Raw genomic sequence first — 16871 nt, 5'->3', positions numbered from 1 at the left:
TATGGCCTATATGCAAGGACTAGGAACTACATGCAATACCTAATTACCGCCATATTTTGTTTTTTAAGTACTGCCGCACTCGCCAGTGAAGGCCGGGTGACTTTAGAAACCCCGAGCCAGAAAGTAAAAACAGGCAGCCAATTTTATATCGATATTAACGTGCACGATGTGCCAGAAGTTTATGGTGTCCACCTTGTCTTGAAGTATGACCCCGCCCAACTTAAAGTACTGGACCAAGATGAAAAAATGCCAGAAATTCAACTCGAGCATGGCAACTTTTTGGATGAAGACAGATTATTTGTATTAAAAAATGCTGTCAGTGTGCAAGGTAATACAATCGACTATATCGTTAGCCAGATGGCCCCCGCGAACAGTGTTTCAGGCTCCGGCCGCGTTGCAAGGGTGTTTTTTGAAGCGCATAGCAATGCCACCAAAAGCGATGTCACAATCGAGAAGGCCGACTTTGGCACAAGAGATGGTCAAAGCCTGACATTTTCGACGGACTCAACGCTCAGCTTTGCATTTGACTCAGCATATGACATCGTCAAACCGCCCCCCGCCAACCATAACAATGCGATGTTATTGGCAGGCATTGTCATCATAATGGGCTTGATTTCCCTCACGGCTCTGTATAGACGCAAGCGCGGCGAACTTACGTCAGCAGAAAAAGCGTAAGGGCATCAAAAGATGCCCACTTATCTCTGCAACACCCAATGAGTCGTTTACTGGCGATACACGTGAATATAGCCATCAAGATCCGGGATCAAGACTTTACCTGCACTGACAGCAGGAGAGGCGTAAACCCCACCATGCACAAAGCCTGATATCATACTCGGCTGGTAATCCCAGGCGGTTTCTCCGCTCTCTTTATCAACGGCCATAAATCCGCGCTGAGTCATGAACCACCCCGGCTCATCGTGACCTGTTGACCCAATGTACACGCGATCTTCATCAACCACAGGTTGGCCCCAGCTCCAACCAGGTGTGGCCACTTGCCAAACAATGTCCCCAGTTTGAGTTTTCATTTTAAACAGCAACTTAGCATCTGAACTGCCGATATAAAAATATCCATCATCGCTATCCGCGACAGCACTGGACTCTACCCAAGAACCACCGGGTAGCGCTTTTTGCCAAATAATTTGCCCGTTGTACGGCGCTAACCCATAAAGATATGTATCACGAGAGCCCACGACCAAAATATCGTCCACTATCACAGGACTAGATGGGATCGCGCCTTGTGTTTGATACTGCCATATCAGCTTCCCTGAGTGCTTATCGAGGGCATACACGTGACCATCCCAACTCGCCACAAACACCTTACCTTGATAAATAGTTGCGGTTGCTCGGATCATACCTTGGGTCTTAAAACGCCAGCGCATCTCGCCGTTACGTTTTGAAAATGCATAAAAATAACCGTCCGCGCTGCCAACATAAACAAATCGACTGTCTGCGATTGGACTAGATTTAGTGTAATCAAATTCCCATGGCGCATGATTGGCTGGCAAAATACGCTGATGTCCACCATCGTTTAAACTGGCTTTCCATAGCAATTTTCCGCTCCAGCGATTCAATGCATATAAAAACCCGTCATCACTGGTAATAAAGATCCGATGGTTATCAATAAAGGGTTTTGAACGCACTTTTGCGCCCGTAAGATAAGTCCAGCGGACTTTGACTTGGTCGACATCAAATGCATACAAATTGCCGTTATCACTGCCAAAATAAGCAATGTGACTTTTCGCAGAAATACTGCCCCAGTTTTCACTTCCAGTTTGAAAGCTATATAAATATTGCCCGCTTTTTGCGAACACAGGTGTTGAACTTAATGTTATGAACAGCGCCCAAACAAGCGCTGCAATTTTTCGTTGTAAAGCCATAGTGTGCTCCTTTATTTAGCTCGGGAGCAACACTATTGGGTACGCTCTAAATAGTCCTGAATTTAAACTAAAACATTCTTAATTTATATTAAATATCTGATATACCTACTTTTAAAATGTGGTTTTGCACCAGTTGAGTAAATCCTTTTTCTTGTTTTAGCGATAAAAAATGTGGGTCAGCAGCTATCCACATAAAAGCGTATTGGCCCGCCAATCTTGATTGCTCTAAATAATGCAGCGCTAATTGTGTATCGCCAATGGCTGCGGCATAACGCGCCTGCGACATAGGCGCGCTGTAATGGCCGACATCCGCTTTGCGCGTATCGTGATAGAGTAACCAACGATATACCCCTTTCATGCCATGTGCAGCAAAGTGCTTTTCAATCATGTTGATGTCTGAATCTGAATAACCTTCATATTTCATCACCCAGATCAACTCTTCTAAAGCCAAATCAAAATGACCTAGCTGCTCATAAATCGCTCTTAAACACACATGGTAAAACTTATTGCTTTGTGAATAGGGCCTAAGCCTATCAAGCGCTTCAAACGCCTTATCAAATTGCTGACTCATCATATATACCCAAGCGACACTTTCACTCGAGTAACCATCTGGCTCCATCGATTGATAGGTCTCAATATGATACATCGCTTCATCTGTTCGGCCGACAGCCAGTAAATACTGACCATACATATGATGTGCTTCGCTTTGTGGTAAGGCATTTAAAAAATACGCTTCAGCCTCTTGTATGTTCATTTCACCCATAAAGATAAGCTTGGCATACAACAAGTTGGCGCCTTTATGCTCTGGGTGACTGGATAACACGCGTTCTAAAATGGTTTTTATATGCTGTTTATCATGCTGATAACTCGTGCTCATAGGCTGCAACTGAGAAAAGTGCGCTTTAGCAAGCCAGTAAATAGGGTCTGCCAGATCAGGCTGCTCAACCGAAATCGATTTGAGTAAGCTGATGGCTTTGTCTAATTGCTCAGGGTGATTGTTAACAATAAAGCGCGCATGATTGAAAGGCTCCGTTAAGTGGTCAGGGATAACCTGCTTCACAGGCGATCTGGGCATCTGCCAAAAAACCACAAAAGAAACAGCGACCAGACACAGCGCGGCTTTTAATAGAAAACTATCTAACGATGAGGGCAATGCATCGCACATTGGCGGGCCAACCCAACGATATCCAACGCCAGAAATCGTCTTTATATACTTAGGAGACTTTGCATCATCACCTAATAATCTTCGCAATCCATTGATTGCCACATATATTGCATCTTCACTAACAACCCGTTGCCCCCATACTTCGGATAAAATTTGAGATTTGCTGACATCTTGATGCTTAAACTTTAATAATAAAACTAACAGCGCATATTGTTTAGGATCCAACTCCACTACTTTCGTGCCATTTTGTAAGCTCAACTGCCGATGATTTATAACCCATTGTCCTTTATTGGCGGTCTTCAGCATAATTCCTACCTGAGAATAAAAATCTATCGTTATTTAATTTGAATAAATATTTGGGTGAAATATCGCCACTAGCATAATGGACTTGAAGGGTGTTGTTAAGGTTTTGTTTACAAAAATTACAAACGTAATAAAATTGCAATATAAAGGGCTGAGAATTTCTCGCCCTTTACATAAATAAGATTAATAAAAGCTGGTACTCAATTCACCCTGTTGAGTATCTTGAGTGATCCGCCACTCATCAAAAAGCATCGTAGTACCGCCAGAATTTGTGCATCGAATAGCGTAAGTCAATGATGAGCTATACGCATCATAAAGCGCTTTACCTGAGTGCGTAAACACATCACTGTGTATATTGCTCACACTCGTTTGACCATTAAATAGGCCGGGTACGCCACCATTACCAAATTTGACCACACGGCATTCACCATCAGGCGCAAATGTATTCACACTCAACTGCGTATCCATAGTGACTGATTGATAATAACCAGGGTATCGCCCCCCTTCTTTCCAGTTATCAAACAGCAACGTTCTATCTAAATGAATGGCCGGCGCTGCAGGTACCTTATGGTGTACAAGATAACTACGATTGTCATCATGACACGTCAGCTTAATTACTTTAGCGGATGTCTCATTGCCTTGCTCAACTGCACCATAAATCACTTTATTATCAGCGACCGTTAGCTGAGTTAAAAGTGCACCACTGATTTCGTCAAACAATGCAGCCTCGCTACATGTTGCTTGGCTTGAAGTATCAAAAAATGCCGTGAAATAGTGTGATGAGGTGCTTTGCATCAAAATACTGTGTACCGGACCATACTGGTATTGCGTTACTTTTCCTGCATTGCTGTCGGCATCGTAGATTGTCTCAAGCGCATGTGTATTAAATGTTGCTAAAACACCTGCGGCTAGGGCATAGATTACTTTCATTTTAGTCTCCTTTGAAATCAGCCATTTAATAAGTCTATTATTTTTACTAATTATTTTAGGTACACACATGCTCATAGTTACCCATAAAAGCGACTTATGAGCCGTCATGTTTGTACTGATCATCCTGATTATTTCAGCCCAACATGAATACCAATATGGGAACATGGCTTCGTTGTGTCACTTTATAATGACGACAAAAAAAAATAAGTCAAATGTTTTTACTTAATAATTAATTGACAAAACCTAACAAACCTTATTAAACAAAAAACCATAAAACACTGAAAGTAAAGCTTATATTTTAACTGGGGTCTTTCTCTAAAATATAAGTCTATCGGCAAATTAACATAAATTGCTTCGCTGCATGCATATCTAGTTAAGCCACCTATCCTTCAGTAAGCAATTAAAAGTCAGTGACAAGATACACAAGTATCTCAAATTGACGCTACTCGAAAGCAATGTTTAAAACACCTTTCCTGTTCGAACTATGCTCATTGCTTATAAGCCAGGCATTACCTCACCCGTCATATAACAGGTCATTTATACACATGATCAATTGAAATACGCCTGAAATCAGAGTGTTACTTTACATTTTGTTTCCATTTTATTACCATTAAATTCGCTTTTACAAAAAAAGTTTAAAAGGAGATAACATGAAGTTTTTTGTAATTATGGGCTTGCTGCTCAGTAGCATTTTAATATCATATCAATCGCAGGGGTTTGAAGGGTTGTATTTTAGAACCTCAGAAGGGGAAGAAATTAAAGTTATTCCTCAATATAGGAACCAACGTATCACCAGTATTTCATTTGAGACCGATTGCTCTGCCAATAATGGATATTGTCTATCCAACCAACATACTGATGATATTTTGGAGGCGTTTATCAATAGTACTCGTAACCAACGGCTTTATACGTATCGTTATGTAACTGTTGATCCCTGTATGGATCCTAGAAACCATTGTACACCTTTTAGTAGCGATGAAATACAATCGACTGACTCTACCAAAGGGCCAGATCAATTATCGCCAATGCGAACGGTTAGCTCACGTACAGAATCAAATGCGCCGCAAAATAAATCAGGGCCACTTGAAACTGGGCTTGAACACTTTTTTCAGCAGTTAGGAACCAGTTCTGCAACATTACTCATTGAATACCTTAAATCATTCAATGGACAAGGTGATGCGCCTCTGATTTCTATTAACCAATACAGACTGTCTAATGGAAAAAAAGTGCCATTGTCTATATGCCGACCTTCAGACCAGGGGTGTGATAATATTGATATGGATGTGACGATTAATACAAACTCAGGTGTCACGGTCACTTTCAGAGAGCGTGTAGACTCAGCAGCTGCATGGAGTCGTTATCAGACAATTTATCAATCTCTCTGGGACTTCTTTGAAGCTGGTGAATATACATGTATTGTAGGTAATACAGGAACTGAATCCCAAAATATCATGAGAGGACAGCTGATTTGTATGTGGAACCCCTATTAACACCTCGCGCATAAGGCTTGTTTAGTATATTAATAGATACGCCCATATGTGAGTAAAATATCTTATCTTTACTCACATTTTTGACCTTATGCCTTTCCTCGATTTTATATACCTACAATACCCTATACAACAAATACAAAGTTAGCACTCTAGGGTGAGTGACTGGTCAAAATATATTAACCACTTAAAGGTGAGTCAACACGATTAAAAGGAAATAACATGAAGTTTTTGGTCATTTTAAGCATGATGCTCAGTAGCATTTTAATATCATATCCATCGCTGGGGTTTGATGGACTGTATTTCAAGACAATACAAGATGAAGAAATCAGATTCGCTGCTTTTCAAAGTGGTAGACAAAGTATAGGTATGTCATTTCAGTCACAATGTAATGAAACAAGCCCGCATTGCGAATCCAACAAACATATGACGGAAATTATCGAGGCGTTCTTTAGCGCGTCTCTTAATGATCTATATTACACATACCGTTACGTTACACACGAAGTCTGCGAAGATTCAGACAAAACATGCACACCGTCAGAAATCGACACAGAACAATCGACCTCAAAAAAGTATGGTAAAAAGCCAATCATAACCAAAGACATCTCATTAATTGCAGATTTACTGAAAGAATATAATAACAAAGATACCATGCCCAGATTCATAGTTATCTTGTACAAAACACTTACCACTGGCCAACACGTACCGTGGCGTATCTGCGAAATAGATAAACATGGGTGCAAACCGGTGAATGGGGTTAAGATAAAATCAGCAGAAAAATCAGAGCTGCAGGTAATGTATGATGGACATGGCTCAACATTAAGGGAATTTAGCCTGTTTGCAATTACGGAATTAGCTTTAAGAGAATTTTTCGAGTTTGCTGGTTATACCTGTACCTATACAAACCAGAAAAGCTCCTCCTCTCTTTCTAAACGATACGCCCAGTGTCAATGGCATCCAGATCCTTGTACAGACTCAGCCAATGACTGTGAAATACCAGAAGATAACTCCGTTCTCAAAGGTGAGCATTCATCATCGACATCACACAGTGCTCAACCTGACATTGACCCTTACAATATGATGGTAACTCAATATCGAGATAAAAAAACAGGACAGTTGGTACCACTTGCTGTCTGTGTTGTCCATGTCCCACATTGTACAATCGGTGAAACAGTTCAGTTTACATACTTATCTGATAAGGAGTTTACAGTGCAATATGCAGGATCAGGAGAGGCACTGGATGAATTAAATCGATTTATTGCAGTTGAGTCCGTATTACGTCAGTTTTTAGCTAAAGAGGGCTATACATGCACGTTTTTTGACTCAGTGAGTCAACAAAATGATGTGCAAAGACATGCCAGTTGTCAAAAAGTAACCGAGGAATAAAGGTGTGCAATTTGCTCATAAACAGAGTGTGATAACCCCTTAATCGACCCCTTCTATGCCACTGTTTTTATATTTAGGGCGCTCGAACTCAATTACTGCTGTATCTTACAAGAAGATACGGCAATCTCTCATTAAACAGGTCGCTTACTTTTCTGGTGCATCAACAAAGTTCAGGCCACTTTCAATGCGCGCAAACCAATTAGCAATATGCCTAAAGTCACTTAGATTCACCCCCGCTTTAACTGCTAGTCTAGGGTAAGTGTACAAAGCAATATCAGCAATGCTTGGTGTTGCACCCAGTAAGTAATCACGGTCACTCAGGTGGTTGTCCAAATACGTGAAAAAGTTAATGGTTTTATCATACGTTTGTTCAAGGTCGCCAGGTTTACCAATCACCTTAATACCGCGGTATAAGTTTGGACCATTAAGGACTTCTCCCGCAGACATCGACAAGAACTTTTGTATCTCTGCACGCAGTAAAGCATCTTCCGGATACCATGTGTTATCCGCATCATACTTCTGTGCAAGGTAAACTAAAATTGCGCTCGAATCACAAATAACAGCATCCCCATCGACCAATACAGGCACTTGCCCAAGTGGATTCAAGGCTACAAATTCATCTTTTTTGTGCTCTTGTTCATGTGGGTCTAGTAGCTTTAGTTCGTACTTAAGCCCAAGGATAGATAAAAAGTGTCTGATTTTATGACCGTTACCGGACAAAGAAAAACTATAAAGCGTTATACCTGACATAAGGATCCTTTTACCTGAAGTTTGAGTTGTGCGCTGCATGCGGTAGATACATCCAGCAACCAACATTAGTTTTTCATAGACTGACTCATGAGTAAATTAAGTATTTTTGAAGATTTAAACACGCTTAATCACTGTTGCGCTGCGCAGGAATATCACTGAAATATTGCACAAACTCCACCTCAAAGCCATCGGGGTCAATAAAGTAGACGTTTTTTCGATATCGGTGGTCGGGGCCAAGTTTATCTGCTTGAAACCCTGCCTCATTAAGACGTTTAACCACACTGTCAATACAATTGACTACATAGGCAAAGTGACCAAGGCCAACTTGATGCGCCTCTAATACTCTGTTTTCACCTTCACCATGATCACTAAAGGCAAGATAATGGTGGTCATCACCAAAATGAAGCCATTGTCTGGGTTTACCAAACCACTCTCCCTCACCTTTGCTTCTGACCTTCCAATGTGGAAACGCAGCGCGGTAAAATTGCAGTGCAGAGTCAATATTTTTGACCACCAAATTGACGTGTTCTAAATACATAATAAGTGCCTCCTATTTGTTTTCCATGGTGTATTGAAACGTGGCATGTTTATCTGCCTCCAATAGGTTTACATACGTTTTAATCAGCTTTTTCATTGTCTTCCCTCCGTAAGTTGAGTGGCACTTTAAAAGCTCAACTTAACTTGAGGTAAAGGCTTTTTTAAATATTTTTATCTCTGTGATAAACGCTCAAAAAATACCGCTTGGATAAACGCCACAAATGCGGCAACTTTTGGTAAGTGAATACGGTTTTTAGGATAGAGTGCATATACCTCTACAGCAGGCAATTGCCACTGCGCCAAGACGGGTTCAAGCAAGTCTTTCTCTGGATATTGCGAGCACATATAGTCTGGCAGTATCGCAAGTCCAACCCCGTCCACCACCATTTGCTTAAGTACAATATAATCATCAACACGCATCCTTGGCGAAATAACCACATCACATTGCTTAGACTCGTTGACTAGGCTAATCACTTCTGATTTTTGGATACTGCTCATCAGTAACACATCAAAATTGGCTAGCGCCTCTGGTGTCTTTATTACACCGTGCTGGGCAATAAATTCGCGACTTGCATAAAACCTTCGCGATACGCGGCCCAAACGTTTTGCTACCAATCTTGAGTCTGCCAGCTCACCTATTCGGATCACCAAATCAAAACCTTCTTCAATCACATCCACTCGGCGATTTAAGAGGCTCAACTGCAAATTCACCTGCTTATTTTCTTGCATGAATTGACTTAAAACTGGCTTTAGAATTTCATGGCCCATACCGACAGACATGCCAACTTTCAACTCGCCTGATATTTCATTCAGCGCTTGTGCAACACTGGCGTTGGCAAGCTCTATCTGTGCCTTTATTTGCTTACAATGCTCTAAGTAAACGCTGCCAGCCTCGGTCAAATGCTGCGTTCGAGTTGTACGCTCAAGTAATGTGATCCCCAAACTCGCCTCGAGTTGCGATACTTTTCGACTCAAATTGGCCTTAGGCATGTTCAAACGTTCAGCGGCCAAAGTGAAACTACCGGCATCAACCACGGCTAAAAATAGCAGCATCGAGTTTATATCTGTTTTTTCCATTGCCTGACTTTATTGTTGTTGTATATGGAAAAGTAATTCTATTTTATAGGTATATATAAAACAACCCAGCTTTCATACACTTTAGTCATCACTTCGAAACAGATTAAATAAAGCAGGAAAAACCATGAAAATACTTTCAAGAGATTCACTACAATTAGGCGGGTTTGCAGGCATTACAGAGCACAGATTAGTGACGGATAGCCGTGTATTTGCAGGGCGCAAAAAGCCAGAAACATTTGAAGGGCTTGGCAGTATGGTATATCTGGCGGATGCTCGTTATTTGCCCAAAGGTCAATCAGGTATGCATCCTCATAGTGAAATTGATGTCATCTCTGTTGTGTTAGAAGGACGCGTAAGTCATGAAGGGTCATTAGAGCATGGCAAAGACTTAGTCGCAGGTGATGTGCAAGTACAAAGAGCAGGAGGTGAAGGCTTTAGTCACAATGAAATTAACCCCGATGATGCCCCTAACCGTATGCTGCAAATTTGGGCGCTGCCTGAAGTTGCGGGTCAACCTGCACAATATAAGTCTTACTCCCCCAAAACCAGAGGTGCAACACGCATTTATGGTGGTAGTGAAAATCAACAAGACACCTTTGCCAGTGCAACCATCATGGATATTGTCCATTTAGATAACGAAGACAGCATCGATATTAACCAAGAGGCCCTGATCTATGTTATTACAGGTCAAGCCCAACTGCACCATAACGGTCAACAGACGCTGGTAAAAGAAGGCGACTTAATCAGCAATCATGCACAAAAAATTACCGCCACTGCACAGCTGCAATTACTCGTCGTTACACAGAACTAATTGAGCAATAATCGATAGGAGCGAACAAGATGAAAAACTCGGCACCCAATGAGCATATATTAGCCTTAGTCAATTATTTTGCATTACTTCCTCTGGTTTACTTTATTCCAGATTTAATCGCCCCAATTACTGGCGCCAATAAATTACTGCATGTGGCCACTGTTTTGGCATTAATTGTGCCGCTGATTTCATATTGTGTGATGCCCATTGCCGTGAAGCTGCTATCCAAAAAGACGGTGTGACTCACACAACCACCCACGCCCTGGGTGGTTGTGTGTATTTTAACTAGTGAAACGACAGGCCATACATTAATACACGCCCAGCATCCACATAATCAACTGTGCCGGTTGCTGAGATCCTAATTTTAGAAGTCGTCACTGGCTGAGGCAATCTGTACAGTTCTCTCGCAAATGCTTTATTTTGTATAACTGAGGTGAACTCAAACTCACCTTTTTTGACCCATGTGCCATTTTCCCACGCTTCCACGGTAAATGTTGTAAGACGGTTACCTTGCCCATTATTGTAGGTACCTAACTTAAACGACTGTAGAGTGAAGTTACTTTTAAACTCTAGAGAAAATGACATTGGGAAAGGTACTCCTCCGGTATCAGACATCATATATATGCCTTTTGTGGCGTCATCGGTATCCGTCAGGCAGGTTTCATCCAATGCTCTGGTGTAATCAAACTCCCCGCCTGAGAATGCAGCATCTGAGCTAAAGTTGATCACATCATCACAAACGGGTGGTGTGGTGAGCGCATTACTAAACTCAAATCCAAAATCTCCTCGACTGCCGTCTGATCCATACCAAGTGCCAGTCCATATATTTGCTGCATTTCGAGTACCGGTAAACCACTTAACGTTACCATTTTCATTTAATTTAAAGTGAACTCGCGGCTCAAGTCCACTGCCATAAAATGGGTTATTCGTTTCTTCAACTTCCCCTAACAGCGTCACAAAGTTACCATCATTACCAATCAACATATTACCCTGCTGAACGACGTTAACAGCAATGGTGTTTGTCGGGTTATTTACACCATCGAGCACATCATCAAAATTGATAACCACATTCTGTGCAAATGCCTGTGGCGCCAAAAAAAGTGAAGCAAGTACAATCCTTTTATTCATTTTATAATACCCTTAACGTTAGTTTGTTTTTTAATCGCGTAAAAACATCTTATGTCTATGACAAATAATGCAGTGAGATAATTACAAAATTTTATTGGTAAATGATGGCAAAGTAAGTAAAAGGACCTTTACACCTGACATAAATTGTCACTGACCGATTCACGCTACAGAACATATCATCAGAGACCAAACTCACCTCTCATTTAATTTTGCATCAACTCAAATGCGAGCTCAGTGACCTTTTGCCCCTTTAATTTATGCATACCAGAGATATTCGACAAGATGATGTACCCCAACCGATTATCTATGTCCAGAATCATTGCTGAGCTATATCCCCCAGTGCCACCATCATGAAAATAGACCTTATCTGTTTTATCAGCACTGTCGATTACATACCAGCCCAAGCCCATTTTTGTGTGGCCTTGTTCAAATGTGATTTGCTGCTGCAATTTGACCCAATCATGTATACGATCAAAGTGGGCAAGCGCAAACTGCCCCAAATCCTGTACTGACGAGAGAATAGCACCCGCGCCTTGTAACACACCTAAGTCCCAATTTGATGTTGCTTCACCCCGTGTATTTAAACCCATAACTAACTCGCCATGCACATCGCGCCAATTACAAAAGCTATGCGGCATCTTAAGTGGTTCAAATATGCGTTTTTGCAGCAGCTCGGAAAAACTCATCTGTTCTATTTTGGCCAGTACATATCCGAGCAGGCCAATACCAAGGTTCGAGTATTCGTGTTGAGTTTGGCTTTTAATTTTGATGTCATTGGCAAGGTGAGCCAACAAGTCAGCTTCTAAATAGGCTGCATATGGGTTATCTTTGCGCTTGAACAGTGCCTGCCAGAGCAGTCCAGGTGGCAATTTAGGCAAGCCTGAAGTGTGAGTGGCCAAAGACTCGAAGGTGATTTGAACATTATCTCGGGTGGTTAAATCAATATGCGATGAGATAGGTTCGCCCAATGCCAACTTTCCTTCACAGGCCAATTGCGCTAGCACAGCATTGGTAAACAGCTTAGTTAACGAGCCAATTTCAAACACCGATGCGTGATTATCAATTTGCTCAACCTCTTTACCACCTTGCCTTGCACCATAATATGCGCAGCGCCCCGCATCAAACTTTGCCACGGCCAGCTCGGTATTGGGCGCAAATGCGCCAACGACTTTATGAATTGACTGTATGTCGAGATCCGAAAACTGCATAACTGTCCTTTTACTTTTGTGCTCTAATTTATTGGAGCACAAACACAGCTACACGACAAAATGAATAACGTAAGTAAATATTTATAATGAAATAGTTTAGACTGTTGTGCGCCTTACCCATTAAGACGCCAATTGTTCCCGATAACTGCCCGGCGACACGCCAAACCAAGTAGTAAATGCGCGGATGAATGAGTTCGACTCTTGATACCCTAATAAAAATGCCACTTCACTGAGCGATATATGAGATTTTTGCAAATAGTGCTTAGCCAGTTCTGAGCGTACATTTTGTAAAACACTATGAAAATTCGTGTCTTCATCGGTCAGTTTTCGCTGCAAAGTCCGCTTACTCAGTGTGAGCTTTTGCGCCACCATCTCAATCGAACTTTGACCAACAGGCAATGACTCTATGAGAACAGCTCGAACACGTTCAACTGTCGTCGCGGTTGCGGTTAAATCTGCGAGCTTTTGATTCAAGCCGCCTTCAAAGTATGACCACATACTTGAATTTGCAGTTAAAAATGGACGCGCGGCATCCTCGGCTCGAAAGGCAATTGAAAGCTGCTCACCTTGTTTAAGTGTACAACCAAAAAACGCTTCATATGCTTCAATATTGCCAGGCAGTTCTGGCAAGGTAACCGATACCGGTATCGCATTGTAACGCGTTGCCATGCGCAGTAATTTGGTAAAAAACACCATCTCAGTAAGTACAAGTACGGCGGGAACAGCCCCCTCATAACCGTAACAAGATAACCCCATTGTTGTGGTTTTGTCGTTCATTTCAAGGTCCATTTTCATGGGTCCAATCAATGGCTTGTAGTGTTTTATGCGCGACAGAGCAGTATTTAAATCAGGACTACAAAGCGCCGCAAACAAAGGGGCATCAAACACTTCCACCGATAAATGTTCAGCAACCAGTAATGGGACATCTCGCCCGTTCGCGGCCTTTTCAATCGCCAACCACCAAGCAAAATACTCCTTTGGTGATAACATAACAGGCTCACGATTCAAAATATCCGCTGGCAGCTTTGAATATGCCACCACAGTCTCAACATCAATGTTCATGTCCTGTAATAATATTTTACAGTTTGCGTGTACTGTAAACTTGCTCGCAATTTTCATAACTCGTTACTTTTCCATCGATTGTCGTGACAACTTTAATACCATTTTACGCGGTAGTAATGGGGTGATCCAATTAAGCAAAAACTGTAATTTGCGCTCATTAAATGCAATCAGCTGACCTTGCTGCATCGCTTTGTAACCGCACTCAGCCACCGACTTTGCCGATTTAGCATTTTTCCACACATCAACCCCTTCCAAGTCGCCTGCAGCCACAAAACCAGTATTAACCGCCCCAGGACACAGCGCGGTTGCGGTGACGCCAGTGCCAGACAACTCCTCAGCAATTGCCTGAGTATAAGAAGTGACATACGCCTTGGTCGCATAATATACCGCTTGAAGTGGACCCGGTAAAAATGACACCGTGGATGACACATTGAGAATACGACCACGCTGGCGCGCAACCATCTCTTTTGAATATAGGTGAGTCAGATCCGTCAACGCGGTTATATTAACTTGTACCATCTGCTGATCAGCCACCATATCGCGTTGGTAAAAGACACCATGGCCACCAAACCCGGCATTATTGATTAAGACATCCACCTCAATATTCAAAGCAGACGTTTTAGCAAAAATACGCTGCGCAGCATGTGGTTGCGACAAATCTTCACTGATCACTGTCGTTTTTATACTGTGTTTGACTTCCAATTCCTTCGCCAAAGCGTCCAACTTATCTTGTGAACGCGCAACTAGCACTAAGTCACCACCTTGTTGTGCATGTAAGTGCGCTAATTCCAAACCAATGCCGCTGGATGCGCCTGTGATCAATGCCGTATTTGCCATGTGCTTTACCTCTGTTTAAACCCCGTTGATTCATTGCGCTCAGTATAGACATTCAGAACGCGCCACACACTGACAGATCGTGACACTCAACATGCAAAAGGTGACAACTTTAGTTTAAACGTGACAACTTTCATTCAAAGGTGCCAAAGTGTAAACCCCTTTTACAGTTTTAGTGAGTTTACAAATATCGATTTCAGTGACCTAACTATATATGGTTCCCGAGGCAAGCTCGGGATGACGGCAAAAGGACAACTTAGGCCAAATCAACGCTCCTAGATAACCCTCGTCATCCTGATGAAGATCAGGATCCATTTTCTATGCACCTAAAAATAGTTCTTCAATAGACACAAAATTAAATGGGCCATTGAAGTCAAATCAACACACAGACCTCACCCCCGTCATCCTGATGAACATCAGGATCCATTTTTAATGCAACAGAAAATAGTTCTTCAGTAGACACAAAATTAAATGGGCTAATTATGTCAAATCAACACACTGACCTCACCCTAGTCATCCTGATGAATATCAGGATCCGATTTTGGGTTCTGTGCATGTGATTCGTTTGTTGGTTGGAGAGGAAAACACAGCTATAACGACGATTAATACGCGCCACTTATGATAAATCAACACACCGACTTCACCCTCGTCATCCTGATGAACATCAGGATCCATTTTTACTGCGTTGCACAATCAGTTCCTCGTTAGACTCAACAATCCATCAAGAATACATAGGCCTGCGGCGCGATAGTGAAGCGAAATATTTCCAACACGGAGCTGAAATCCATCCATAGAGTGTGGTTACATCGGTCATCCATGACCTCACTTCTTCGCGTTGCGAAACTTTGTTTCGGTCACTCATCACCTAAGCTGCTTGCGTGGCAGTGAAGGCAGCCAATGCATCAGCCGAGTTATCAATCTCTTTCTAAGCTGCCTGTTCGGCAGTGAAGGTGGTGTATACATAATTTTGCTCCAAAAAAAATTTCTAAGCTGCCTGTTCGGCAGTGAAGTTCTCAAATGATATCGAGTTCAAGAAGTTCATTTTCTAAGCTGCCTGTTCGGCAGTGAAGGTTATTTGCGCTGATGATGATGCTGAGACCAATTTCTAAGCTGCCTGTTCGGCAGTGAAGTTTTCGATACGTATCGAGAGTATGTTTATGATTTTCTAAGCTGCCTGTTCGGCAGTGAAGTGACTAACGGGCAGACCGTTAATGTAATTTCATTTCTAAGCTGCCTGTTCGGCAGTGAAGTCACAGGGTTGTTGATGGTAAAGTTGAATCAATTTCTAAGCTGCCTGTTCGTCAGTGAAGTCAATCAGGCAAGTTGAAATAGAAACAATATCTTTCTAAGCTGCCTGTTCGGCAGTGAAGATGACCTATTAACTTGAGCAAGAGCTATTACATTTCTAAGCTGCCTGTTCGGCAGTGAAGTTGATATACAAGGATGTCAAAATTACCCCATATTTCTAAGCTGCCTGTTCGGCAGTGAAGGAACTTGTGAACTCTATATATCATTCTTTGGATTTCTAAGCTGCCTGTTCGGCAGTGAAGCCAAAAGACGACAGTATTACCCTGACGTTTATTTTCTAAGCTGCCTGTTCGGCAGTGAAGTTTATGTACCCCAGATAATCATTGCGCTCCAATTTCTAAGCTGCCTGTTCGGCAGTGAAGGTAATGATGAACGGTGACAGCCAAGCTTACATTTTCTAAGCTGCCTGTTCGGCAGTGAAGTAGAAATCCCCCAAGAGTGGTTAAAAATCGAATTTCTAAGCTGCCTGTTCGGCAGTGAAGTTAGAGAACTTTCCAAGGTCAATGCTGATCTATTTCTAAGCTGCCTGTTCGGCAGTGAAGTTAATGGCTGGACAAACTAGACAAAAGCTTTTTTTCTAAGCTGCCTGTTCGGCAGTGAAGATGTGTCATTTTCAGTCCTTAAATTATGTAGATTTCTAAGCTGCCTGTTCGGCAGTGAAGTGAACACCTGTTCTTCAGGAACCCAAAACATATTTCTAAGCTGCCTGTTCGGCAGTGAAGTCGCCACTATTTCAGCTTTGATTATTATTCTATTTCTAAGCTGCCTGTTCGGCAGTGAAGAAAATATATCCGTATATTGGCAGATGTCCAGCTTTCTAAGCTGCCTGTTCGGCAGTGAAGAGAAACAGCCGAGAGGAATGTAGCATTAATTTTTTCTAAGCTGCCTGTTCGGCAGTGAAGACGGAGTCGGAATGAGTAAACAAGCGGTTTTATTTCTAAGCTGCCTGTTCGGCAGTGAAGGGAAGCCAGTTCGTTGAAGGTACTGTTATAGCTTTCTAAGCTGCCT

15 protein-coding genes and 1 CRISPR repeat array are annotated in these 16871 nt (G+C 42.1%); of the genes, 5 read left to right on the top strand and 10 right to left on the bottom strand.

All coding sequences use genetic code 11. The features are described 5' to 3' along the window. The first annotated feature begins 30 nt into the window (after positions 1-30). A complete protein-coding gene (locus JF50_RS17030) occupies positions 31-675 on the top strand; it encodes a cohesin domain-containing protein (RefSeq protein WP_039610592.1) in 645 nt (214 codons plus the stop codon). 47 nt (positions 676-722) lie between these two features. Here JF50_RS17030 and JF50_RS17025 read toward each other — a convergent pair whose 3' ends face one another. The 3 genes from JF50_RS17025 to JF50_RS17015 form a co-directional block, all read right to left on the bottom strand. Beyond that, on the bottom strand, positions 723-1877 hold the full coding sequence (locus JF50_RS17025) for a PQQ-binding-like beta-propeller repeat protein (RefSeq protein WP_039610591.1): 1155 nt from the start codon (positions 1875-1877) through the stop codon (positions 723-725). Positions 1878-1965: 88 nt separating this feature from the next. After that, positions 1966-3348, bottom strand: a complete 1383-nt coding sequence (locus JF50_RS17020; protein ID WP_039610590.1) for a winged helix-turn-helix domain-containing protein — start codon at positions 3346-3348, stop codon at positions 1966-1968. Between the two features lie 180 nt (positions 3349-3528). After that, a complete protein-coding gene (locus tag JF50_RS17015) occupies positions 3529-4275 on the bottom strand; it encodes a hypothetical protein (RefSeq protein ID WP_039610589.1) in 747 nt (248 codons plus the stop codon). Positions 4276-4925: 650 nt separating this feature from the next. Between JF50_RS17015 and JF50_RS17010 the strand changes: the two genes are divergently transcribed. Next, positions 4926-5765 carry a hypothetical protein gene (locus JF50_RS17010; protein ID WP_039610588.1) on the top strand — a complete coding sequence of 280 codons (840 nt, stop codon included), beginning with the start codon at positions 4926-4928 and terminating at the stop codon, positions 5763-5765. 219 nt (positions 5766-5984) lie between these two features. Next, a complete protein-coding gene (locus JF50_RS17005; protein WP_039610587.1) occupies positions 5985-7148 on the top strand; it encodes a hypothetical protein in 1164 nt (387 codons plus the stop codon). A gap of 144 nt (positions 7149-7292) precedes the next feature. On the opposite strand, the gene JF50_RS17000 is transcribed toward JF50_RS17005, so the two are convergent. From JF50_RS17000 to JF50_RS16990, 3 genes are all read right to left on the bottom strand, one after another. Continuing rightward, on the bottom strand, positions 7293-7898 hold the full coding sequence (locus JF50_RS17000; RefSeq protein ID WP_039611026.1) for a glutathione S-transferase family protein: 606 nt from the start codon (positions 7896-7898) through the stop codon (positions 7293-7295). 124 nt (positions 7899-8022) lie between these two features. Beyond that, positions 8023-8436, bottom strand: coding sequence for a VOC family protein (locus JF50_RS16995; protein WP_039610586.1), 414 nt, complete (start codon positions 8434-8436; stop codon positions 8023-8025). A 170-nt stretch (positions 8437-8606) separates the two neighbouring features. Further along, positions 8607-9512 (bottom strand): LysR family transcriptional regulator, encoded by a 906-nt coding sequence (locus JF50_RS16990; protein ID WP_039610585.1) that lies wholly within the window; start codon positions 9510-9512, stop codon positions 8607-8609. Between the two features lie 124 nt (positions 9513-9636). Here JF50_RS16990 and JF50_RS16985 point away from each other — a divergent pair, with 124 nt between their 5' ends. Beyond that, the gene (locus JF50_RS16985; protein ID WP_039610584.1) at positions 9637-10323 is read left to right on the top strand and encodes a pirin family protein; all 687 of its coding nucleotides are present in this window, start codon (positions 9637-9639) and stop codon (positions 10321-10323) included. A 29-nt stretch (positions 10324-10352) separates the two neighbouring features. Then, positions 10353-10565 (top strand): hypothetical protein, encoded by a 213-nt coding sequence (locus tag JF50_RS16980; protein ID WP_039610583.1) that lies wholly within the window; start codon positions 10353-10355, stop codon positions 10563-10565. 43 nt (positions 10566-10608) lie between these two features. On the opposite strand, the gene JF50_RS16975 is transcribed toward JF50_RS16980, so the two are convergent. From JF50_RS16975 to JF50_RS16960, 4 genes are all read right to left on the bottom strand, one after another. Next, a complete protein-coding gene (locus tag JF50_RS16975) occupies positions 10609-11451 on the bottom strand; it encodes a hypothetical protein (RefSeq protein ID WP_039610582.1) in 843 nt (280 codons plus the stop codon). Between the two features lie 203 nt (positions 11452-11654). Then, positions 11655-12659: a serine hydrolase domain-containing protein gene (locus JF50_RS16970; protein WP_052262387.1), complete on the bottom strand. Its 1005-nt coding sequence runs from the start codon at positions 12657-12659 to the stop codon at positions 11655-11657. Positions 12660-12779: 120 nt separating this feature from the next. Further along, positions 12780-13778: an AraC family transcriptional regulator gene (locus JF50_RS16965; protein WP_039610581.1), complete on the bottom strand. Its 999-nt coding sequence runs from the start codon at positions 13776-13778 to the stop codon at positions 12780-12782. 6 nt (positions 13779-13784) lie between these two features. Then, positions 13785-14558: an SDR family NAD(P)-dependent oxidoreductase gene (locus JF50_RS16960; RefSeq protein ID WP_039610580.1), complete on the bottom strand. Its 774-nt coding sequence runs from the start codon at positions 14556-14558 to the stop codon at positions 13785-13787. A 919-nt stretch (positions 14559-15477) separates the two neighbouring features. Then, a CRISPR array of direct repeats spans positions 15478-16825; the repeat unit is 28 nt; unit sequence TTTCTAAGCTGCCTGTTCGGCAGTGAAG. Between the last annotated feature and the right edge of the window lie 46 nt (positions 16826-16871).

Source organism: Pseudoalteromonas luteoviolacea, from assembly GCF_000814765.1.
In the GTDB taxonomy this organism is placed as follows: Bacteria; Pseudomonadota; Gammaproteobacteria; order Enterobacterales; family Alteromonadaceae; genus Pseudoalteromonas; species Pseudoalteromonas luteoviolacea_H.
The sequence above is the reverse complement of the archived record's forward strand: the minus strand, read 5'-3'. Positions and strand labels throughout refer to the sequence as shown.